The organism is Limnospira fusiformis SAG 85.79 (genome assembly GCF_012516315.1).
GTDB classification, from domain to species: Bacteria; Cyanobacteriota; Cyanobacteriia; order Cyanobacteriales; family Microcoleaceae; genus Limnospira; species Limnospira fusiformis.
Map to the genome: position 1 here is coordinate 4,663,285 of NZ_CP051185.1, position 21,465 is coordinate 4,684,749.

At 45.3% G+C, this 21,465-nt stretch carries 18 protein-coding genes and 1 pseudogene; 12 read left to right on the top strand and 7 right to left on the bottom strand.

The window, feature by feature from the left end:
• Positions 1–74: 74 nt before the first annotated feature.
• Positions 75–1,874, top strand: a complete 1,800-nt coding sequence (locus tag HFV01_RS22085; RefSeq protein ID WP_006621364.1) for an SLC13 family permease — start codon at positions 75–77, stop codon at positions 1,872–1,874.
• Positions 1,875–1,973: 99 nt separating this feature from the next.
• Here HFV01_RS22085 and HFV01_RS22090 read toward each other — a convergent pair whose 3' ends face one another.
• On the bottom strand, positions 1,974–2,201 hold the full coding sequence (locus tag HFV01_RS22090) for a YlcI/YnfO family protein (protein ID WP_006670089.1): 228 nt from the start codon (positions 2,199–2,201) through the stop codon (positions 1,974–1,976).
• Positions 2,202–2,601: 400 nt separating this feature from the next.
• On the opposite strand from HFV01_RS22090, the gene HFV01_RS32190 reads away from it, so the two are divergent.
• The 4 genes and pseudogenes from HFV01_RS32190 to HFV01_RS22110 all read left to right on the top strand — a co-directional run bounded on the left by HFV01_RS32190 (position 2,602) and on the right by HFV01_RS22110 (position 6,317).
• Positions 2,602–3,249 (top strand): RNA-guided endonuclease InsQ/TnpB family protein, encoded by a 648-nt coding sequence (locus HFV01_RS32190; protein WP_396442611.1) that lies wholly within the window; start codon positions 2,602–2,604, stop codon positions 3,247–3,249.
• Positions 3,216–3,500, top strand: a pseudogene (locus tag HFV01_RS22100) (zinc ribbon domain-containing protein); the annotation flags it as partial. The gene HFV01_RS32190 and the pseudogene HFV01_RS22100, both read left to right, overlap by 34 nt.
• Before the next feature lie 53 nt (positions 3,501–3,553).
• A complete protein-coding gene (rpaB, locus tag HFV01_RS22105) occupies positions 3,554–4,315 on the top strand; it encodes a response regulator transcription factor RpaB (RefSeq protein WP_006621368.1) in 762 nt (253 codons plus the stop codon).
• Between the two features lie 133 nt (positions 4,316–4,448).
• On the top strand, positions 4,449–6,317 hold the full coding sequence (locus tag HFV01_RS22110) for a glycoside hydrolase family 9 protein (protein WP_006621369.1): 1,869 nt from the start codon (positions 4,449–4,451) through the stop codon (positions 6,315–6,317).
• Positions 6,318–6,391: 74 nt separating this feature from the next.
• On the opposite strand, the gene purH is transcribed toward HFV01_RS22110, so the two are convergent.
• The 3 genes from purH to tkt form a co-directional block, all read right to left on the bottom strand.
• Entirely contained in the window at positions 6,392–7,939 is a 1,548-nt protein-coding gene (purH, locus tag HFV01_RS22115) for a bifunctional phosphoribosylaminoimidazolecarboxamide formyltransferase/IMP cyclohydrolase (protein WP_006621370.1), read from the bottom strand.
• A gap of 145 nt (positions 7,940–8,084) precedes the next feature.
• Positions 8,085–8,588, bottom strand: coding sequence for a ribonuclease HI (gene rnhA, locus HFV01_RS22120; protein ID WP_286167525.1), 504 nt, complete (start codon positions 8,586–8,588; stop codon positions 8,085–8,087).
• A 304-nt stretch (positions 8,589–8,892) separates the two neighbouring features.
• Entirely contained in the window at positions 8,893–10,902 is a 2,010-nt protein-coding gene (gene tkt / locus HFV01_RS22125; protein ID WP_193520387.1) for a transketolase, read from the bottom strand.
• Positions 10,903–11,140: 238 nt separating this feature from the next.
• Here tkt and HFV01_RS22130 point away from each other — a divergent pair, with 238 nt between their 5' ends.
• Together HFV01_RS22130 and HFV01_RS22135 are read left to right on the top strand one after the other, a co-directional pair.
• Positions 11,141–11,458 (top strand): hypothetical protein, encoded by a 318-nt coding sequence (locus tag HFV01_RS22130; protein WP_318285877.1) that lies wholly within the window; start codon positions 11,141–11,143, stop codon positions 11,456–11,458.
• A 67-nt stretch (positions 11,459–11,525) separates the two neighbouring features.
• Entirely contained in the window at positions 11,526–12,164 is a 639-nt protein-coding gene (locus HFV01_RS22135; RefSeq protein WP_006670093.1) for a transaldolase family protein, read from the top strand.
• A 37-nt stretch (positions 12,165–12,201) separates the two neighbouring features.
• Here HFV01_RS22135 and HFV01_RS22140 read toward each other — a convergent pair whose 3' ends face one another.
• The 3 genes from HFV01_RS22140 to HFV01_RS22150 all read right to left on the bottom strand — a co-directional run bounded on the left by HFV01_RS22140 (position 12,202) and on the right by HFV01_RS22150 (position 15,043).
• The gene (locus HFV01_RS22140; protein WP_193520388.1) at positions 12,202–13,791 is read right to left on the bottom strand and encodes a polysaccharide deacetylase family protein; all 1,590 of its coding nucleotides are present in this window, start codon (positions 13,789–13,791) and stop codon (positions 12,202–12,204) included.
• A gap of 106 nt (positions 13,792–13,897) precedes the next feature.
• Entirely contained in the window at positions 13,898–14,281 is a 384-nt protein-coding gene (locus tag HFV01_RS22145; protein ID WP_006621376.1) for a thioredoxin family protein, read from the bottom strand.
• Between the two features lie 48 nt (positions 14,282–14,329).
• Entirely contained in the window at positions 14,330–15,043 is a 714-nt protein-coding gene (locus tag HFV01_RS22150; protein ID WP_006621377.1) for an NnrU family protein, read from the bottom strand.
• 122 nt (positions 15,044–15,165) lie between these two features.
• Here HFV01_RS22150 and HFV01_RS22155 point away from each other — a divergent pair, with 122 nt between their 5' ends.
• The 5 genes from HFV01_RS22155 to HFV01_RS22175 all read left to right on the top strand — a co-directional run bounded on the left by HFV01_RS22155 (position 15,166) and on the right by HFV01_RS22175 (position 21,444).
• Positions 15,166–16,161 (top strand): LysR family transcriptional regulator, encoded by a 996-nt coding sequence (locus HFV01_RS22155; RefSeq protein ID WP_193520389.1) that lies wholly within the window; start codon positions 15,166–15,168, stop codon positions 16,159–16,161.
• A gap of 61 nt (positions 16,162–16,222) precedes the next feature.
• On the top strand, positions 16,223–17,161 hold the full coding sequence (locus HFV01_RS22160; protein WP_006670096.1) for a LysR family transcriptional regulator: 939 nt from the start codon (positions 16,223–16,225) through the stop codon (positions 17,159–17,161).
• A gap of 88 nt (positions 17,162–17,249) precedes the next feature.
• Complete coding sequence (locus tag HFV01_RS22165; protein WP_193520390.1) at positions 17,250–18,668, top strand: serine/threonine-protein kinase; 1,419 nt, start codon at positions 17,250–17,252, stop codon at positions 18,666–18,668.
• A 191-nt stretch (positions 18,669–18,859) separates the two neighbouring features.
• Complete coding sequence (locus HFV01_RS22170; RefSeq protein ID WP_193520391.1) at positions 18,860–19,987, top strand: RNA-guided endonuclease InsQ/TnpB family protein; 1,128 nt, start codon at positions 18,860–18,862, stop codon at positions 19,985–19,987.
• 56 nt (positions 19,988–20,043) lie between these two features.
• Positions 20,044–21,444 (top strand): ABC transporter substrate-binding protein, encoded by a 1,401-nt coding sequence (locus HFV01_RS22175; protein ID WP_006670099.1) that lies wholly within the window; start codon positions 20,044–20,046, stop codon positions 21,442–21,444.
• Positions 21,445–21,465: the final 21 nt, after the last annotated feature.

The following is a 21,465-nucleotide window of genomic DNA, read 5'->3' on the forward strand; positions in this document are numbered from 1 at the left end:
CCTGACACCTGTTCTAATTGGCTGTATGATCAAACGTTACCTTTGTGAACAGCCACCTTACCATATCTTCACCCATGGAAGTTTTTCTTACTCTGTCTATAGTTGTTCTCGCCCTGATTAGTTTTATAGTTGAATGGCTACCGGTAGATTTAACGGCGATCGCTGTTACAGTTTTATTAATGTTCCTGGGTTTAGTCACTCCCGAACAGGGAATTTCTGGCTTTGGCAATTCAGCCACCATTACCGTTATGGCTATGTTTATCCTCAGCGCCGGAATTACCCGCACCGGAGTCATTCAAATTATACGCGATCGACTAATTAAATGGGGAGGAAACGGCATCAATCAACAGCTTTTTGTGATGGTTGGCTTAGTCGCACCCATTTCAGCCTTTATTAATAATACCGCCGTTATCGCTATTTTTCTACCCATCATCGAAGATTGGTGTAAACAGCAAAAAAACTCACCCTCTCAATTCCTGATTCCTCTTTCTTACGCTTCAATTCTAGGGGGAATGATTACCGTAATTGGCACATCAACTAATATCCTCGCTGGTGGCATCTCTGAACAATTAGGTTATGAGAACTTTCATATTTTCCAATTTACCAGTGTCGGATTATTAACCTTTATCATTGGTTTATTATACATTTCCTTCGTTGCCCCCAAACTTCTACCCAAACGAGAATCACGCATGAATAGTGGCATCGATAACAGCTATGATTTGCAGGAATATCTCAGCGAAGTAGTCGTCACTAATACATCCAGCTTAGTCGGACAAACCCTCCGCCAAAGTGAAATTCAACGCAAATTTGACCTAGACGTATTAGAGTTAGTTCGCAACAAAATTCACCTCCCCCAACCCGTAGCCGATAAAGTCTTAAAACCCGGAGATATTCTGATTATTCGTAGCACCCGTGAAGATTTACTCAAAATTAAAAACGAAAGAGGTTTAGATCTTTTACCTGATGTCAAATTTAGGGAACAATCCCTAGAAACAGTCCTGAGTTCTGGAGAAGAAAAAATCGCCGAAGTCTTGATTTTATCCAACTCCCGTCTAATTGGTACTACCCTCAAAGATTTACGCTTTAGACAGCGGTATAATGTCACCGTATTAGCCATACGTCGCGGTGCCGAATTAGTCCAAGGACGCTTAGGAAAAATCAAACTCAGATTTGGTGACTTATTATTAGTCCAAGGCCCAAAACAGAGTTTTATTGGTTTACAAACCACTAGGGAACTGTTAGTCTTAGAAGAGAGAGAGCTCGAAAACTTACGCACCGATAAAGCTGCGATCGCCATTGGCATTACTTTAGGCGTAATTGCACTAGCAGCCTTTAACATAGTTCCCATTTTAGTTAGTGCTTTAGCCGGAGTGATTTTGATGGTCGCCACTGGATGTCTAAAACCCGGTGAAATGTATGGTGCTGTTCGTTGGGATGTAATTTTTCTATTAGCCGGATTAATTCCCCTAGGAATTGCTATGGAAAATTCCGGCGCAACTGAATGGCTGGCTAATAATTTAGTGTCTGTCGGGGGTCATCTTTCCGGGTATTGGGTGTTAACATTTTTCTTTATCATCACAGTTTTATTAACAGAAATTCTCTCCAATAATGCCACCGTAGTACTCATGATTCCCATTGCTGTCCGAGTAGCTGAAACCCTGCAATTAAATCCCTATGCCTTTATGTTTGCAGTCACTCTCGCCGCTTCCTGTAGCTTTATGACCCCCATTGGCTACCAAACTAATACCATGGTTTATAGTCCCGGAGGTTATAAATTCTCCGACTTTACACGAGTTGGCTTTCTTCTCACCCTCTTAATGACCATTGCTGTTCCTTCATTGGTCATCCTATTTTACGGTCTTTACCCTAGCTGATAATCCCTCAAATTAGGAAACATCAAACCCAAAAATTTGGCAGATGAAAACCGCCCAGAATCACCCGATTTGAGCAGATTAAAATGGCTCATGGTAGGTCTAATCATCTGAATGGGATTCTTCCCCCAACTGTTCCAATTTAAATTCTAAGGCCGATAGTCTGACTTCTAATTGATCAAGTTTTTCCTGCTGAGGTGATATTCCCAGATAGGATCTCAAGGCATCAATGACCAGATCGGACTTGGATTGTCCAGTGATTTTTACCCGCGCCATGAGTGCTTCGTGTACCTCAGAAGGAATCCTGACACCTAGGAATGGATTGGGCATAGTTTCAATAAGATTACATTTTTGACAATGAATGCCAATAGTGTGTTAATGATATCAGTCTCTTGCTACACTGCCTCTCATTAACCCAACGGCGTGGTGTGGGACTTCTTTTGACATCGAGTTAAAAGAATCTTGGTCTTATATGTTAATTTCTTAACAGTAAAGCTAAGACCCCCATTCTTGTAAATGGTTTTTTGTAAAGTTTTTTTGCGTAACCCAAAGTTCTGTAAAGAACCTTAAAGATAAATTGATAACATTACGAAAATCTATGTTATCATCGGAAATCATCGGTTTCCAACCCCGTGCTTCCAGCACGGCTGTACCTTTGAGACAGAAATAGAGGTAGTTGTAGTGAGAAGCTATGTACCTGACTCAAAAGAACCAGATACGAGGACTTCAAGTGCAAGAGTTTAAGGCCTTGCGGGAACTCTGCCGACTGAGTAAAAATCTCTACAATGTAGGACTTGACACTCAATGGCAGTATTACTTCCAGGCTCGGAAACACCTTCCCTACGAGTCCAACTATCACTACTGTAAGGGAAACGAGAACTATAAACGCTTGAATACCGATATAGCCCAACAAACTCTTAAAGTAGTCGATCGCACTTTTCGGAGCTTCTACCGTTTGAGCCAGGCCCTCAAAGAGGGGACCTTTCCACAGAAAGTTAGACTCCCTGACTATCTGCCCAAAGACGGTTATTTTGTCCTGATTATGCCGAGGGTTCAAATCAAGGACGGAAAGTTTAGAGTTCCCGTGTCTCGCGACTTGGGCAACTTGCGGGGCGAAATTTGGATTCCTTTCCCGGAAAGAATCGCTCCCGATACTCTCCAGGAAGTTCGGATTCACCCTCGATATAATGCCCGTTTTTTTGAAGTCGAGTTTATTTACGAGGTGGAAGAAACTCCCGTTCCCACGGAACCCGATACGGCTCTAGCGATCGATATGGGACTGGACAATCTGGCTACTTGCGTCAATACCAACGGGGCATCCTTTATCGTGGATGGCAAAAAGAGGACGCCTCATTTTATGAGTTCCGTCGTCAACTAGGTTACAAGGCAGAACGTTATGGTTCAAAGTTGATTATTGCCGATAGATTTTATCCATCCAGTCAACTGTGTTCTAATTGCGGTTATCGTCAAAAAATGCCCCTAGTCCGTCGGACTTTTGAATGTCCAAACTGTGGCCTGAAGATTGATAGAGATTTGAACGCCAGTAGAAATTTAGAAAAATCGCCTGGTTCCGACGATTACACTTGTGGACGGGGTGCTGCCGACAGTCCCGGACGAAGCAAGAAATAAACATCAAGATCCGGCTATGTCCGGTTTTGTTTAAGTTTTATAGAGCAGTAAACATGACCATAAAAGCACGAGTTGACGAACGGCGCAATCCTGAAAAAATCCTCATTGCCGATGATGAATCTGCAATTCGACGTATTTTGACAACCCGTCTGTCAATGGTCGGTTACAGTGTTGTCGCAGCAGCAGATGGTTTACAAGCTATTGAAATGTTCGATCGCGAAAGTCCAGACCTGGTAGTTTTGGATGTGATGATGCCAAGGCTTAACGGTTATGGGGTTTGTCAAAAAATTCGAGCGATTTCTGATATCCCCATCATTATGTTAACCGCCTTGGGAGATGTCGCCGATCGCATCACTGGTTTAGAATTGGGGGCTGATGATTACTTAACTAAACCCTTTTCTCCCAAAGAATTGGAAGCCCGCATTCATGCTATCCTGCGTCGGTTCAAAGATAACGCATCTTCCCATGATCTAAGTCCTGAAGTTATCCAAGTTGACACCCTCCGCATTGACACCATTAAACGACGGGTTTACAAAGGCGATAAATTGTTGCCCCTAACATATATCGAGTTTAACTTGCTCGAACTGTTGTTTAAGCGATCGGGTGAGGCGGTTTCTCGTTCGGAAATTCTGCAACAATTGTGGGGTTACACCCCCCGCCGCATTGCTGATATGCGCGTTGTTGATGTTCATGTGGCTCGCCTACGAGCTAAAATTGAGACTGATCAGCGTAACCCGGAGTATATTCTCACGGTTCGCGGTATTGGCTACTCTTCCCAGCGACTCGCAGCAGTGGAAGAAGCAATTGGCGCATAATTAATATCAATCCCCGAAAAGAAAATCAATTTGAATCAAACTTAACAATAACCCATTCTGGCTATATCATAACCAGGGTGGGCTTTAATTTCGAGAAGTGATAAGATCGAATTAGGGTGAATTGGTGAGCTAAATGCTAAGGTGGTTTGTCTGTTTCCTGCTAACTATTGCTTTGATAGTAGTCATCAGCGATGCTGACCTTTCGAGTCAGCCCAATATCAGAGCTGATATAAAACCCGGACAATATATCAAAGTTGATCAGTTTGGCTATCGTCCCCAGGATCATAAAGTCGCTGTAATTACTACTCCCGAAGTGGGTTTTAATGCCCAGGAATCGTTCTCACCAGGAACTACCTACGAAGTTTGGGATGCTAATTCTCATCAACAAGTTTATGGGGGTCAAATTCAGCCTTGGTTGGATGGTAACATTCATTATCAATCAGGCGATCGCGCTTGGTGGTTTGACTTTTCCCCGGTCAATAAACCCGGCTCCTATTATATCATAGATTCCGAAAATCAACAACGTTCTTTTGAATTTGAGATTAGGGATGATGTCTATAAACAGGTTCTGATAACTGCTATGCGTACCTTTTTTTATCAGCGTAGTGGCTTTCCTAAACAACCCCCTTATGCTGACCCTAGATGGACTGATGGTGCGGCTTTTTTAGGACCCGGACAGGATACAGAAGCTCGCTATATTTATGACCCAGATAATCCGGCTTTAGCTCGCGATATGCGTGGCGGTTGGTTTGATGCGGGAGATACTAATAAATATGTAACTTTTGCGACTCCGGTAATTCATCAACTTTTGGATGCTTACTCCCACAATCGGGAGATTTGGACTGATGATTTTAACATTCCCGAATCGGGGAATAATCTCCCAGATATTATAGATGAAATTAAGTATGAAATTGATTGGTTAAAACGGATGCAGGATGATGATGGGGGAGTGTTTATTAAACTGGGTACGATTGATCATAATAATCCAGAGCTTCCTAGTCTTGATAAACGTCCCCGTTATTATGCTCCTAAATGTTCTTCTGCTAGTATCTCGACGGCGGGAATGTTCGCCCATACGGCGTTAGTTTTTCGGGAATTTCCGCCTCTGAAGGACTATGCAGAAGACCTGCAAAATAGAGCGATCGCTGCTTGGGACTGGTTTCAATCTAACCCAAAACGGACTGATTGTGATTCCCAGACGATTAAATCTGGGGATGCAGATAGAACCGAACGGGAACAAAAAGGGACAACTGTAACGGCGGCGGTTTATTTATTACAACTGACCGGAGACACCAAATATAATCAATATATAAGTGCCAATTTAACGGAAACTCAACCCTTTAAAGATGATACTTGGTCGAGGTATAACCCCCATGAAGGGGATGCCCTATTATTATACACTAAACTAGCCAATGGCGATAAAAATATCCAACAACAAATAAGCGATCGCTTTCGGGAAATGGTGCTAAGTAATAAGGCCTCCTACGGTAATTCTGACCTCGACCCCTACCGTGCTTATATGAGCGACCCTCAATATCATTGGGGTAGTAACCTAGTGGAATCCAACTATGGTAATACCAACTACGATGTCTTGTTGTATGAGGTAGACCCAGACCACGCGGACAGCTATAAAATCCGAGCCTTAGACCATCTCCATTATCTCCACGGTGTCAACCCATTAAGCATGGTTTATTTAAGCAATATGTATGAATACGGAGCGGAAAAATCCGCTAACAAAATGTATCATCAGTGGTTCGGCGGCGGCATTTATGATCATGCTTTAAACTCTCCCAGCGGTCCGGCTCCTGGCTATTTAGTAGGGGGACCAAATCAATATTATACTGGTTCATCTAAACCCCCTGTTGGTGAGCCTCCCATGAAGGCATATTTTGATGAAAATGACCCCCGCCAAAAAGCCTGGGAAATTACGGAACCTGCTATTTATTATCAAAGTGGCTATATCAAACTTTTGTCTAACTTTGTCAGTTCCCCTAGCCAGTAAATTCCCTCACGCCTAACCCCTCCCCATTGTTGGGAGAGGGGAGTTTAGATGTACATCAATGGGGAATGGCTATTTTAATGGAGAAAATGACGCATTCCGGTGATTACCATGACCAGACCTAATTCATTAGCGGCATTAATGGAATCTTGATCTCGCATACTGCCGCCGGGTTGAACAATAGCCTCAATACCAGCAGCAGCAGCGGTCCTTACTGAGTCATCAAAGGGGAAGAAACCATCACTAGCAAGGAATCCGCCCTTAGCATCTTCTCCGGCTAGTTCTAGGGCAATTTTAGCGGCTCCTACGCGATTCATTTGTCCGGCTCCCACCCCTAGAGTTGTGCGGTTTTTGGTGACAACGATCGCATTAGATTTAACGTGCTTGGCAATTTTCCAAGCAAACAATAACTCAGCCAATTGTGCCGAGGTAGGTTTCTTTTCGGTGACTAATTGCCAATGGTCAGGGATATCGATTTCATCATCACAGGTCTGCACCAAAAAACCCCCAGCAATTAGCTTAATAGTTTCCTTGGGACCAGAAACTAAATCGGGCAAAATCAACACCCGCAAATTAGCCTTTTTCCTGAGAATAGCCTCGGCTTCTGGTTCACAACCGGGGGCGACAATACACTCTAAAAAAGTTTTGGTCATGGCTGTAGCGGTCGCCGCATCAATGGGACGGTTGAGCGCAACAATACCCCCAAAAGCAGAAACGGAGTCCGCAGCAAAAGCCCGTTGATAAGCCTCCGATAAACTATTAGCGATCGCCGCCCCACAGGGGTTAGTATGTTTCAGAACAGCCGCCGCCGGTTCATCAGTAAACTCGCAAATAATCCGTCTAGCGGCTTCCAGGTCCACCAAGTTATTGTAACTGAGGGGTTTTCCCTGCAAAATTTTACCCGCCGACCAGCCATTAGGGACAGTTCCGGTTTGATACCAGGCGGCGGGTTGGTGGGGGTTCTCGCCGTAGCGGAGGGCTTGTATTTGGTTTCCGGCGACAGTGTAGGTGGTGGGGAGGGGATTAGTTTCGGTGGTGTTTTGATGTTCTAAATAATTAGCGATCGCCCGATCATAAGCCCCAGTATGACGGAAGGCTTGTAAAGCGCAGCCTTGACGAAATTCTAAACTCGGTTCGCCGCTGCTGTTTCGCATTTCTTGGAGATAGTCCCCATATTGGTTAGGGTGACAAAGGACGGTCAAATGGGCGAAATTTTTAGCAGAAGCCCGCAGTAAGGTTGGGCCACCGATATCAATTTGTTCGATCGCCTCTGGTAGGGTAACGTTTTCGGATGCAATAGTTTGTTCAAACGGGTACAGATTAACCACTACCAGGTCAATAGGGCGGATCTCATGCTGTTGTAATTGTTCCACGTCCTGGGGAATATCCCGACGCGCGAGGATACCGCCATGAATGCGAGGATGCAGGGTTTTGACTCGTCCCCCCAGAATTTCAGGAAATCCGGTATAGTCAGAAACCTTAGTCACAGGTAGTCCCGCCTCTTGGATAGCTTTAGCAGTTCCCCCACTACTAATCAGGTCAAAGCCAAATTCTTCCACAAGCGATCGGGCTAAGTCAATCAGTCCAGTTTTGTCAGATACACTTAATAGGGCTAAACGGGCCATTTTTCCAAGATTTACAAAGCAACTTCCCTATCTTAAAGTCAACAGACCATTCCAGTTCAAGAAACTATAGCCAATTGATTAGCCAATTATCGGCAATTTCTACAGAGTAACCACGAGATTAAATTAAGATTACACTAAGATCACATTAACTCATAGAATCGATGTCTTGAGGTTGGGGTGGGTTTTCGTATCCTGCATCTGGCGGTAAACTATCTCTATGAGTAGCTTCTACAGCAAGACGATCGCAAATTTCATTTTCGCGATCGCCTGCGTGACCCTTAACCCAGACAAACCGGACTTGATGTTCCTCGCACAAACCTAATAATTGCGCCCACAAATCGGGATTTTTCGCCCATTCCTTCTGATTACGTCGCCATCCATTCTTTTGCCAACGTTTAGCCCATCCCAGGGTCATAGCATCTACGAGATATTTAGAATCACTATAGAGGGTCACAGAACAGGGAAATTTGAGGGCTCGTAAGGCGGCGATCGCTGCCATCATTTCCATGCGGTTATTAGTAGTTAGTCGGAAGCCTCCCGATATTTCCTTCCGGTGACTACCACACATCAACACAGCCCCATATCCTCCCTTCCCAGGGTTCCCGCTACAGGCTCCGTCCGTATAAATTGTCACCTTAGTTATGCCCATATTCATAATAATTGATTATATAATTTATTCCATCATAAATCATATCATTGTCGGTTTGGTCAGTTCACAATTTATCTAAACCATATCTAAAATATGTATGATTAATCGCTCTGTATAATCTTCCCTGCCCTATTCCATATTTTATCAGTGTTAATCAATCAATACTCACGGGTAGAAATAAAAAAACAAGGGTACAAACAATGTTGCACCCTTGCCGATTAAGACGGTAGGGTGCGTCAGACCGCGAGAATGTTGATGATGAAATGCTGACAAACTCTTCTGACTGACGCACCTAGGTAATTAATTAACCAAGAAGTTCCTTAGCTTTCGCCACCACATTATCAACGGTGAAGCCAAATTTCTCCAATACCACACCGCCAGGAGCAGACGCGCCGAAGGTGTCAATACTGATAGTAGCACCTTCATCAGTCACATAGCGACACCAGCCAAAGCTAACACCGGCTTCCACCGCCAAACGCTTCTTAACAGAGGCAGGGAAAACGGACTCCTTGTAAGCAGCATCCTGCTTCTCAAACAGTTCCCAACTAGGCATAGAAACCACGCGGACTTTTTTACCCTCTTCCCGGAGTTTAACCGCCGCATCAACACAGAGGTAAGTTTCTCCACCAGTACCAATCAGAATAATATCAGGGGTACCATCACTGTTATCACTAAGGACATAAGCACCCTTAGCCACATTGTCGATGGAACTACCTTCCAGGTTAGGCAGATTTTGGCGAGAGAATGCCATCAAAGTGGGATAGTGACGGTTTTCGATCGCCACCTTATAGGCTCCAGAAGTCTCATTACCATCAGCGGGACGAATGACAGTCAAATCAGGAATCAACCGCAGAGAAGCGATATGTTCAACGGGTTGGTGAGTCGGACCATCTTCACCCAAAGCAATAGAATCATGAGTCATCACCCACAGCACGGGAGCTTCCGACAGAGCCGACAAACGGATAGAATTACGCATATAATCGGTAAACACCAGGAAGGTCGCGCCATAGGGAATCAGACCCGAACGGTGCAGAGCGATACCATTACAAATGGCTCCCATAGCGTGTTCACGCACCCCAAAGCGGAGGTTACGATTTTGGTATTGACCCTTTTGGAAATCTCCCAAACCTTTGAGTAAAGTCTTATTAGAGGGAGCCAAATCAGCAGAACCGCCAACCAATTCAGGAAGGACTCCAGCGATCGCATTTAGAGTCACACCGGACTGGTTACGGGTTGCATCAGCCTTAGTTTCCGGGGTATAGGTAGGCAGAGATTTTTCCCATCCTTCGGGAAGTTTCCCACTCAGCAAGCGTTCGAGAGTCGCCGCCTCTTCAGGATACTTAGATTTGTAGGTTTCCAAAGTGGCTTTCCACTCATCCTCATAATTCGCACCCCGCTCGACTGCTTTGCGGAAATGCTTAATTGCATCATCAGGAATCACAAATTCAGGATAACTCCAACCCAGATGATCGCGGGTAGCCTGTACTTCTGCTTTACCCAAAGCGGCACCATGAACGTCATGGCTGTTAGCTTTGTTGGGAGAACCAAAACCGATGGTGGTGGTAACTTTAATCAAGGAAGGCTTATCAGTGACGGCCTTAGCTTTTTCAATGGCAGTGGCGATCGCCTCCAAATCTGTATTACCATCAGCAACGTGCTGAACGTGCCAGCCATAGGCTTCAAAGCGCTTGGCTACATCTTCTGTGAAAGATATATCCGTAGAGCCATCAATGGAAATATGGTTATCATCATAGAAGGCGATCAGCTTACCGAGGCCCCAGTGTCCCGCCAAAGAACAAGCCTCTCCAGAAATACCCTCCATGTTGCAGCCATCGCCTAGGATGACATAGGTATAGTGGTCTACCACAGTACAATCAGGCTTGTTAAAACGCGCGGCTAGATGAGCCTCAGCCAAAGCCAGACCCACAGCGTTAGCAATACCTTGTCCTAGGGGTCCGGTAGTTACTTCCACCCCTTCGGTGACGTGGTTTTCTGGGTGTCCTGGAGTTTTCGACCCCCACTGACGAAATTGTTTAATATCATCGATGCCGACGCTATCATAGCCCGTCAGATGCAGAAGGGCATAATGTAGCATACAGCCATGACCGGCGGATAGGACAAAGCGATCGCGGTTAAACCATTTAGGGTTTTTGGGGTTATAACGCATAAAGCGATCCCAGAGTACAAAAGCCATCGGGGCCGCACCCATAGGAAGTCCGGGGTGGCCTGAGTTCGCTTTCTCTACTGCGTCAATAGCTAAAAAACGAATTGAGTTAATGCAGAGTTGTTCAAGTGATTGAGTTGCAACAGCCATAGTTGTATTTTTCTATATAATCGCTCTAAAGTGTGAGTGCCGGAGTAGAGAAACCAGATGATAATGGTTCTATTTTCAGAATGGCTCTGGAATCGCCCTCAGACTACATCTGAGATCATCTCATTTTGAGGGACTATCAGGCAAGGGACTTTCTAGTGAATTACCCGACGCTGAATCGAAGATTACAGCCCGGGCTTCCTACCCACCAAACCAGGAGATAGCAGTTTTTACTCTACTATTGGGTCTTACGGTTTGGCGATCGGCTTTCCCCCACGTCCCACAGGTCATCAACATGGAAGTACAAATGCTGGTGTTTGTGTTTAGCTTGGTTGTCGCTATTTACTGCCATGTCGGGTGCATCTATCATACCATCAAGGATGTATCTCATACCATCAACGATGTATCTATCAATTTTGGGGACATCGTAGCTGACCCTATCGGCGTGGCGGCGCGGCTTGTCGGGGGGGGGTGGTATTTACTCAGCCAAACGGCCAGCGGACCCTACCAGTCTACCCTGGACACATCCCGGAGCGATCGCCACTTGCCATTGTGGTAATTTCCATAGATATTGTCGGAGAGTCTCGGTCAAAACTGGTAATCGGTTAAATTATTAAACAGAAATCATGGCTTTATATCTCGATTCTGCTATTCTGTCGGAAGCTGAAGCAGCTAGTCAATGGGGGTGGGTGAAAGGAGTCACCACTAATCCCACTTTACTGGCTAAAAGTGACCTATCCCCAGAGGCAACTTTAAAAGGACTTAAACAACTGTTCCGGGGGGAGATTTACTATCAGTTAACTGCCTTAGATTTTGAGAATATGCTGGAGGAGGCTTGGGCAGCTTATAATATTTTGGGAGAACAAACAGTTTTAAAAGTTCCAGCCACTAGCTTAGGCTTTCAAGTAGTGGCTCATCTATCGCCTAAAATTGCCTGTTCTGTGACGGGGATTTATAGTGCATATCAAGCGGCTGTCGCCCAAGAAGCGGGGGCAAAATATGCGATCGCTTATGTCAACCGCGCCACCAGATTTTTAGGAGATGGAATCACCCTAGTTAAAGATATGGCTGAAATTCTCGCCGGAAGTGAAACCAAAATTCTCGCCGCCAGCATCAAGTCCCCAGAGGAAGCCGTCGCCACTCTCAAAGCTGGTGCTTATCACCTCACCCTACCCTTGGATATTCTGCAATCTTTAACCACCCATGAACTCTCCAATAAAACTGTACAAGAATTTCACCAAAATGGTCGTGGTTTACTCAGTTAATCGGCTAGGGTACAGCCCTCACCCAGAGGGCGTTACATTATCTTCGGTTAGCGTGAGATACTCCTACTGTACCGCAAAAATCATCGGCAGAAAATTGAGGATTATTAACCCCCAAACCCGATAAATCACTAGATATTAAAGCCGTGTCAACTGACTCGTTAGCCGACCATTTGGGAAAGTCACCTTTTTGATAGGTAGCAATTTGTTCTGGGGTGAGTAAATCCATAAAATCCGCCAATTCTCGATAGGTGATACATTTAACTTCTGGCTGACCACAAACGGCTTCAGCAAAGCGAAACATAGCATTCCAATAAGCGCCATTATTCCAGGCGGAAAAATGATGACCGATGTGAATAGGGGCGCGATTTCCTGTATAGTTAGCTTGAAAATAGTTTAGATAGGTTTGGAAAGTATCTTCTTCGTAGAATTGAGCATTAGCAGGGTTAGGCTTGGCTTGAGAATGAGCATAATAAAAATTATAGTCCATTGACAAGACATTTTTACGGGTTTTAGCGGTAGTTAAACTAGCGAGGGGGAAATTCCAGATGCCGTTTTGTTTTTGTGGCCAGTAGTTAGATTGAGCGACTTTACTGGTATCATAACGAAAACCTTTTTTTTGTAGGGTTTGATATAAACCAGGACCCTGACCCAATTCGGGGGCGCGAAATCCTTGAATGGCGGTTTTGTCAAAGGCGAGACTACCTTCTAGGTTATTAATTTGGTGGGATTGAAAAATAAACTTATCAAAATAGTTAAATTCTCGCGTCCAGTCCGCCTCAGTCCAGCGACTACCATTAAAATGACCTACTGCATGGGAGGCAATTTCATGACCTTCTTGATAGGCTAAATTTAGCTGTTCTAGGCGTTGTTTAACTTCTGGTGGGGTTCCTCCCCAACCGATCGCCGAATGACCGACCCGGTGACCGCCAGGTGGTTGATAAAGTTGGCGATCGCCAGTATTGACAAAATAGACAGCACTGATAAAATAAGTAAAGCGGAGGGGGATATTTTGAGCAGCCTTATCTTTAGCAAAGTGGCGAGATTTTTTCCATGCTTCCAGGGAACGGGAACCGTCAAAAGCCAGCAAGACAAATTGAGGAGGGCGACTAGGGAGATTAATCAAGCCTGCTTGACGAATTAAACTTAATAAAAAATGTGAATCCCAACGATTAGATAAGCAGGAATTACCGCCGCCTTCTTGTTGACAAGCAGTAATTAAATCTTGAGGAAACGGCCCCAATGAGTCATTGGCTTCCATACAATAACCAGTAATGGCGTTAAGATGAGAACCATAGGGACAGATATTATTTCCGTATGCTTGGCGAAATAATGTTTCTGACCATTGGTGATTAAAACAGGCGGAACCGCCGCCCCATTGGAGGCATTTATTAATCATGTTTTGGGTGATAGGTCCGGCAGCCATCTCACCATTAGAGCAGAAAAAGCCGCCCTGCTGATTAACGGTTTTTAGTTCCCATTTAACTGGGGTTTCTGGGTTGTTATGGGGTACAGTTGATGGGGATATAGGGGATAAATCAGATGATAAATTATTGACATTGTGGCAGGCAGTCAGGACAAATAAGAGGCTAAAACCGGATAAAGTTTTGGGAAACAGAGGGGTAAACATAACGCAATTGAATCTCACCTTCAAGAAAAAAACCGGATTTCCGATAGCCATGTATAAGAAACCCGGTTAAATTTGTTTCGACAAATTGTAGATTTTGACAACCCCATTAGGCTTCCAACTGGAGATATTCAGGGGTTTTCAAAGGACGGGTGTAGCAGTCATGTTGATAGTTAAGCATGAAACCATTAAGGGTATTGAGTAGGTCTTCGCGTCTGAGTAAGTGTTCAATGCGGTAGAGTGGTTCTCCTTGATTAAAGAGAATTAGGGTAGGTAGATTCTGAAGTCGATAGGTACTGGCCAGCTTTAAATTCTGGTCAGCATTAATACCAAATACCTGAACCTGACCTGTCCACTGTGTCTGGAACTGTTCCAATTGTGGGACAATAAGTTTGCACAGGCCGCACCAGGGAGCCCAGAAGTGAACGAGAATAGGTGTAGAAGCACTCAAGACCTCTTTGGAAAATTGCTGCTCACTGACCGATAAAAGCATGATGGCTCTAAATTTTATTAACGAACATTTTATATCTCTGGGATCATGCTACCAGCCTACGTTACCTGTGACACGAATTAATAGTGGATGAGCTTTCCAAAGTAGGATAATGAAAACCCCAACCCCCAGATAAGCGGGACGGAGGAATTCCTGTATAACGAGGGTTTGCCGTCCCTGGATAATTGCCAAAAAGGGAATTACGGAGGTTTGGGATTTGAGGGTTTCAAAGGATTCGCCAAAACGGGCTTGTAAACGCCGATCGCCGTGCCAGACTCCAAAAAGGTGATGTAAAACCAAACCAATGGAGGTGAGGAGGGTAAAGGTGGTACCAATCCAGAGAGTATGGGCAATACACCAGATCACCTGTCCGACCATTTGGGGATGTCGGGTAATACGGATAATGCCAGTTTGATGAAGATGGACTTCTGGTTTAGCGATCGCAGCAATTTCCAGTAGATTGAAAGTAGAGGGGTATAAAAACAGAAAGGAGATAGCCGAGAGGACCCAAACGATAGGTTTAACGGCGGGTACACCCTGAACTTGCCAGAGTTGTAGGCCATCATAGCGGTGATTAAAGAAATAGATAATCAAGACCACAGCCAGGGATAAACTGACGAGGGCGAAAAAAATGCGATACAACCGGGGACCGATGACCTGTTCGACAACAGGGCGGAGGGCGGCTAGACCACTATGGGCGATCGCAAAGCATAGAAGTAGCCCCACCATAACAAAATGGCTAAGACTGAGCCATTGATCAGACATTTTGACCTCTTCAACGGATAATAAAGTTAGCTCCAATACAGATCATCTCGCAGTATGCTCAAAGAAGACGATCCTCAGCTACCTAATTCTCGGATCTTTTGTCTGCCGATGAGGTTAACACCATGTCCGATCTTCCATTCACTTTAGATCAGTTACGCATTTTGCAAGCGATCGCTTCCGAGGGAAGTTTCAAGCGAGCCGCCGATCGCCTATATGTATCCCAACCTGCGGTCAGCTTGCAAGTGCAGAACCTGGAACGCCAATTAAATGTACCCTTATTTGATCGGGGAGGTCGTCGCGCCCAACTGACAGAAGCGGGTCATCTATTATTGAGTTATGGGGAAAAAGTGCTTTCCCTGTGTCAGGAAACCTGTCGTGCGCTAGAAGACTTACAAAACCTGCAAGGAGGAACCCTAATTGTCGGTGCTTCCCAAACTACGGGAACCTATTTGCTACCTCGGATGATTGGGATGTTTCGCTCCAAATATCCCGAAGTAGCGGTACAACTTCATGTTCACTCTACCCGTCGCACGGCTTGGAGTGTGGTGAATGGACAAATTGATTTAGCGATCGTCGGGGGGGAGATCTCCCCGGAATTGGCGCAGTCATTAGAGGTAATTCCTTTCGCAGAAGATGAACTAGCTCTAATTATGTCGGTTTCCCATCCCCTCGCCACACAGGAGATTATCGAACATGATGATTTATACGAGTTGAAGTTTATCAGCCTTGATGCTCAATCGACTATCCGCAAAGTGATTGACCAGGTATTGAGTCGGTCTGGGATTGATACCAGTCGCCTCAAAATCGAAATGGAACTAAGTTCTATTGAAGCGATCAAAAATGCGGTGCAGTCTGGTTTGGGGGTGGCCTTTGTTTCCACATCCGCCATTGAGAAAGAGTTACAAATGGGAGTATTGCAAATTCCTAAAATTGATCGAGTCACCATCACACGGATGTTATCAGTGATTTATAACCCCTTACGCTATAGATCCAAAGCAGCATCTGCATTCATGCAGGAGATTTTACCCAATTTCTCTAGTACACAACTCCCACCGGAAAACTTAGAGATTTCTGTTGTGGAGGTTAACGAACCTACCTCAGAACAGATGCCCTTGTAAACTGTAGTGGGGGGTTCGACTTCCAACACACTAGCACATCGAATAGCACTTTTATTTACTGATGTCAGACGTTCCGTTTACCCTGGATCAATTACGAATTCTCAAGGCGATCGCCTCTGAAGGGAGTTTTAAAAGAGCCGCCGATAGTCTCTATGTCTCCCAACCTGCGATCAGCCTACAAGTACAGAATTTAGAGCGACAATTAAATGTTCCCCTGTTCGATCGCGCTGGTCGTCGCGCTAAACTTACCGAAGCCGGACATTTACTGATTAGTTATGGGGAAAAGATACTTTCCCTATGTCAAGAAACCTGTCGTGCGATCGAAGACTTACAAAACCTACAAGGGGGAACCCTAATTGTCGGTGCTTCCCAGACTACCGGAACCTATCTCCTACCGGGGATGATTGGGATGTTTCGGCAAAAATACCCAGATGTGGCCGTGCAACTTCATGTCCACTCTACCCGTCGCACCGCTTGGAGTGTTGCTAACGGACAAATTGACTTAGCCATCATTGGGGGAAAGATCCCGCCGGAATTGCAGGACTGTCTCAAGGTTCAGCCTTATATTGAGGATGAACTAGCCCTGGTTTTACCTGTATTTCACCCCTTGGCTGAAAAAGACTTTATTCAAAAGGAAGACCTGTATAACCTAAAGTTTATCGCCCTAGATGCTCAATCGACTATTCGCAAGGTGATTGATCAAGTCCTCAGTCGCTATGATATTGATCCGCGTCGCTTACGGATAGAAATGGAACTTAACTCCATTGAGGCTATTAAAAATACTGTACAAGCCGGACTGGGAGCCGCTTTTGTTTCTACCTCGGCTATTGAAAAAGAGATCCAAATGGGGATGCTGCATCGGGCTACCATTGATTCAGTAACGGTTAAACGGATGTTATCAGTAATTGTTAATCCTAATCGCTATCAATCCAAAGCCGCCGAAGCCTTCAGCCGTGAGATCTTACCCCTATTTTCTCATTCTGATCCGCAGATTAATTGACCATCAGGTGCATTTTTGCCAAAATCCTAGGGTAGCCGCACTTTTTTAGTGAAAATAAACTCAGGCGATAAGCCCAACCTAACTTCCGATGAAAATCTACTGTACTCGCCCCGGTTGTCCCAAGCCAGAAAACTTATATCCTGACCTTGATGATCATGCCAACCTCAAAACAGTACAACAGAAGTATTGTATCACCTGCGGTATGCCCCTGATTTTAGATGGGCGCTACCTCACGGAACGTCTATTGGGTCAGGGGGGGTTTGGGGCGGCGTTTTTGGCGCGCGATCGCCGATCGCCAAGTTTACGCACCTGTGTTGTTAAGCAGTTTCTCCCCGCCCGAGACTTGGGCCCCCAACAATTAGCGATCGCCCAAGAATTATTTGAACGGGAAGCCCAGGTTCTCGATCGCCTCGGACACCAACATCCTCAAATCCCCAATTTGTTAGCCTATTTTCCCCTGGAAGCAACAGGTTGGCAAACTCGCACCCCTCAGCAATTTTTCTATCTAGTTCAAGAATATATCGACGGTCAGAACCTGGAACAGGAACTATCAAGCCGGGGTCTGTTTTCCGAAACGGAAGTGCTGGAAGTAATGCGGGAAATTCTGAATATCCTGGAATTTGTCCACGGGGAAGATGTCGTCCACCGCGATATTAAGCCCTCTAATATTATGCGCGATCGCTCTGGCACTCTCCATTTGCTCGATTTTGGCGCGGTTAAGGAAGTCACCCAAGCACCAGGAAATAAATCCACCAGAATCTATTCTGCCGGATTTGCTCCCCCAGAACAAATGCGAGGTCGCAGTGTATATCCATCTACCGATTTATATGCTTTGGCGGTCACAGCAATTATGTTATTAACAGCCAAAGACCCTAAAGATTTGTTTGATAACTACAGCAATGCTTGGATTTGGAAAGATCAGGTGACAATTTCTGATTCCCTGGCTAATATTCTTGACCGGATGTTACAACCTACCCCTAGCGATCGCTTTGGAGCCGCTACCGAGGTATTAACAGCCCTCAATGCCATGATATCGCGGCCACCGCCACCGCCACCTCCTCCCGTAGTTCCTGCGCCTTCTGTAACTCCTCAAAGCGCCCCAGTGTCCGCACCAGTAGCTACTCAAATTCAACCGCCAACCCCCACCCTCAGGCGGCCTTTTTCCATCCTGGAAATTCTAGCCTCAGCAGCATTTACCGGCTTTGAGGGGGGATTACTGGTGATGGTGTTGTCGTCGTTGTTAGATACAATACCTTTGATTTTGGGGATTGCTGGCTTCCTGTTAGCGGGGTTACTATTAGCTCAAGTGCGCCGTTGGGTAGAAAAATGGGATCTGCTGATTATTGCTGGGATATCTTTTGCGATCATTTTTTGGGTTGGCACTGGACCCGGTAATCTTGAAGTTACCCAGGTCATCATTTTACCAATATTGACAGCACTATCAGCCGTCGCCGTAACTGCCCTATTTCGTCTAATTTACGGGATTCTCAAACGGCTCATTTCTTGAGTTGAACTACAACAAAAACGGGATTGGAGCCAGAATTTAATCCAAGATTTGCTTGACATCTTATGACAATAAGGTACAATACCCCCAAAGATTCGCAACTCAATAATGAGTATACGGTCAAACCCCAGACCATGCCAAATTTCCCTGACGACATACTCATCAAGTCGGATTCTTCATGGTAAAATCCAATCATGCCTTACAAAGCTTTCCGGACAAAACTAAAACTCAATGACCGTCAAGCCACCTTGATGGCCAAACACGCGGGTTATGCTCGGTTCGTGTTTAATTGGGGATTACACTTATGGAGGTCAGCTTATGAAGAGGGACTCAAGCCTAATATCAACTCCATTAAAAAGGTTTTTACTCATTATGTGAAACCTCAATATCCTTGGATGTCCGAATTGTCTTCTAAAGTTGATCAATATGCCTTCATTAATCTAGGGGATGCCTTTAAGCGCTTCTTCAAGGGAATAAGCAGTTATCCTAAATTTAAGAAGAAAGGCCACCATGATAGCTTTACCCTTGACAATTCCGGAAAGCCATTCAAGTTGTCAGGAACTCGCCATAAGCTGCCTTTTGTGGGCTGGGTTTCTACATTTGAGGCTCTACCCGAAAGTTGGGTTAAGAAAGTCACTATAACGCGCCAAGCAGGTGACTGGTATATGAGCTTTTTCGTAGAAATCACACCAGAAATCACACCGAAATTCCGAGAGAGAATCGGGGTAGACCTAGGAATTAACAATTTGGCGACTTGCTCCGATGGGACCCAATTCTCTAATCCCAAGGCTTATAAAGCAACGACCAAAAAACTAGCTCAATTACAACGTCATTTAAGTCGCAAAGTCAAAGGCTCGAAAAATTGGGCCAAATGTCTCTTAAAAGTTCAAAAGCTACATCAAAGAGTAGCAAACATTCGGCGGGACACCATTCATAAAATAACTACTTTCTTGGCTAAGAACCACAGCCAAGTCGTCATTGAAGATTTGAATGTGTCAGGTATGCTGAAAAATCATGGTTTGGCGGGTTCTATCGCTGATGCTTCATTTTATGAGTTCCGTCGTCAACTAGGTTACAAGGCAGAACGTTATGGTTCAAAGTTGATTATTGCCGATAGATTTTATCCATCCAGTCAACTGTGTTCTAATTGCGGTTATCGTCAAAAAATGCCCCTAGTCCGTCGGACTTTTGAATGTCCAAACTGTGGCCTGAAGATTGATAGAGATTTGAACGCCAGTAGAAATTTAGAAAAATCGCCTGGTTCAGACGATTACACTTGTGGACGGGGTGCTGCCGACAGTCCCGGACGAAGCCAGAAATAAACATCAAGATCCGGCTATGTCCGGTTTTGTTTAAGTTTTATAGAGCAGATTTGATCATGTCTCAAAAGAACGAAACAGCCATTCTGATTGTAGCCTTGCTGCTTACCGGAGGATTATTAGCCGTGGGGTATTTTGCCTTTACCCAGTGGCAATCACAAACAGAGGCAGGTATGACAACATCTCCCACTTCCCCAACAGCTAGGAATGACTCCCGACCTAGGGCGATTAGTGGTGGGCAACAGTTATTGGTTGCCAGCACAACTTCCCCCGCTAAACAAGAGGGAATTGAGGCGATCGCTGCCGGAGATTATTCTAGGGCTGTTTCCCAGTTGGAAGCCTCCCTACAGCAAAATCGCAATGATCCAGAAGCCCTAATTTATCTCAATAATGCCCGCATTGGTGCTGGACAGTCCCATACAATAGCCGTTTCTGTTCCTATCACTACCGCAGAAAATGCAGCCCAGGAAATCCTGCGGGGAGTAGCCCAGGCTCAAAATGAAGTTAACCAAGCCGGGGGTATTAACGGCGTTCCCCTGCGGGTGCTGATTGCTGATGATGCTAATAACCCTAGTGTCGCTGAACAAGTGGCTCAGTCTCTAGTCGCAGATGACCAGGTTTTGGGAGTCGTGGGGCATTTTGCTAGTGATGTGACTTTGGCTGCATCCCCCATTTATGAAAGGGGTCAATTGGTGGCGATTTCTCCCACCAGTACCTCGATGCAGTTATCTAGGGCGGGGAATTTCATTTTTCGGACTGTTCCCAGCGATCGCTTTACCGCTAATACCCTGACTAAATATATGGTAGATACCCTGAATCTGAACCAGGCGGCTATTTTTTATAACCAGGATAGTAGTTATAGTCGTTCCCTCAAAGATGAGTTTACTACCGCTTTATATGGAGATGGCGGCGCAGTCGTCGCAGAGATTAATCTGGCTGAGGGGAATTTTAATAGCTTTGATGCCGTAGAATCAGCTACGCGACAGGGTGCAGAGGCGATCGTATTATTGGCTAATACCGAAACTGTTAGTCAGGCTTTACAGGTGGTGCGTGTTAATGCTAGAAACTTACCTGTGTTGGGGGGAGATAGTCTCTACAGACCTGAAGTTTTACAGGTCGGAGGCGATAGTGAAGGCATGGTGGTCGCTATTCCCTGGCATATTCTTAGCCACACTAATTCCGCGTTTCCAGACGCGGCGACTCAGTTATGGGGTGGTGATATTAACTGGCGGACTACTATGGCTTATGATGCCACTAAAGCCTTGATTGCTGGTATTTCTGGAGATTCTAGCCGCCAGGGAGTCCAAAGGACACTATCAGAACCCGGTTTTTCCCCTAAGGGGGGTGGCGGAAATATCCGTTTTTTACCTTCTGGCGATCGCAACCAAGCCGCAGAATTGGTTAAGGTTGAACCCGGAAGGCGATCGGGATTGGGTTATGATTTTGTGCCACTTCCTTGATGTTAACCCCGTGCGTTTTTC

What these genes read in the sequence shown, in the direction of transcription:
- HFV01_RS22145 (WP_006621376.1), bottom strand. Translation starts at nt 14,281, where the DNA reads ATGCTTTTATCGGTCAGTGAGCAGCAATTTTCCAAAGAGGTCTTGAGT.
- HFV01_RS22110 (WP_006621369.1), top strand. Translation starts at nt 4,449, where the DNA reads ATGCTAAGGTGGTTTGTCTGTTTCCTGCTAACTATTGCTTTGATAGTA.
- purH (WP_006621370.1), bottom strand. Translation starts at nt 7,939, where the DNA reads ATGGCCCGTTTAGCCCTATTAAGTGTATCTGACAAAACTGGACTGATT.
- HFV01_RS22085 (WP_006621364.1), top strand. Translation starts at nt 75, where the DNA reads ATGGAAGTTTTTCTTACTCTGTCTATAGTTGTTCTCGCCCTGATTAGT.
- rnhA (WP_286167525.1), bottom strand. Translation starts at nt 8,588, where the DNA reads ATGGGCATAACTAAGGTGACAATTTATACGGACGGAGCCTGTAGCGGG.
- HFV01_RS22175 (WP_006670099.1), top strand. Translation starts at nt 20,044, where the DNA reads ATGTCTCAAAAGAACGAAACAGCCATTCTGATTGTAGCCTTGCTGCTT.
- HFV01_RS22140 (WP_193520388.1), bottom strand. Translation starts at nt 13,791, where the DNA reads ATGTTTACCCCTCTGTTTCCCAAAACTTTATCCGGTTTTAGCCTCTTA.
- rpaB (WP_006621368.1), top strand. Translation starts at nt 3,554, where the DNA reads ATGACCATAAAAGCACGAGTTGACGAACGGCGCAATCCTGAAAAAATC.
- HFV01_RS22135 (WP_006670093.1), top strand. Translation starts at nt 11,526, where the DNA reads ATGGCTTTATATCTCGATTCTGCTATTCTGTCGGAAGCTGAAGCAGCT.
- HFV01_RS22155 (WP_193520389.1), top strand. Translation starts at nt 15,166, where the DNA reads ATGTCCGATCTTCCATTCACTTTAGATCAGTTACGCATTTTGCAAGCG.
- HFV01_RS22150 (WP_006621377.1), bottom strand. Translation starts at nt 15,043, where the DNA reads ATGTCTGATCAATGGCTCAGTCTTAGCCATTTTGTTATGGTGGGGCTA.
- HFV01_RS22160 (WP_006670096.1), top strand. Translation starts at nt 16,223, where the DNA reads ATGTCAGACGTTCCGTTTACCCTGGATCAATTACGAATTCTCAAGGCG.
- HFV01_RS22170 (WP_193520391.1), top strand. Translation starts at nt 18,860, where the DNA reads ATGCCTTACAAAGCTTTCCGGACAAAACTAAAACTCAATGACCGTCAA.
- tkt (WP_193520387.1), bottom strand. Translation starts at nt 10,902, where the DNA reads ATGGCTGTTGCAACTCAATCACTTGAACAACTCTGCATTAACTCAATT.
- HFV01_RS22090 (WP_006670089.1), bottom strand. Translation starts at nt 2,201, where the DNA reads ATGCCCAATCCATTCCTAGGTGTCAGGATTCCTTCTGAGGTACACGAA.
- HFV01_RS22165 (WP_193520390.1), top strand. Translation starts at nt 17,250, where the DNA reads ATGAAAATCTACTGTACTCGCCCCGGTTGTCCCAAGCCAGAAAACTTA.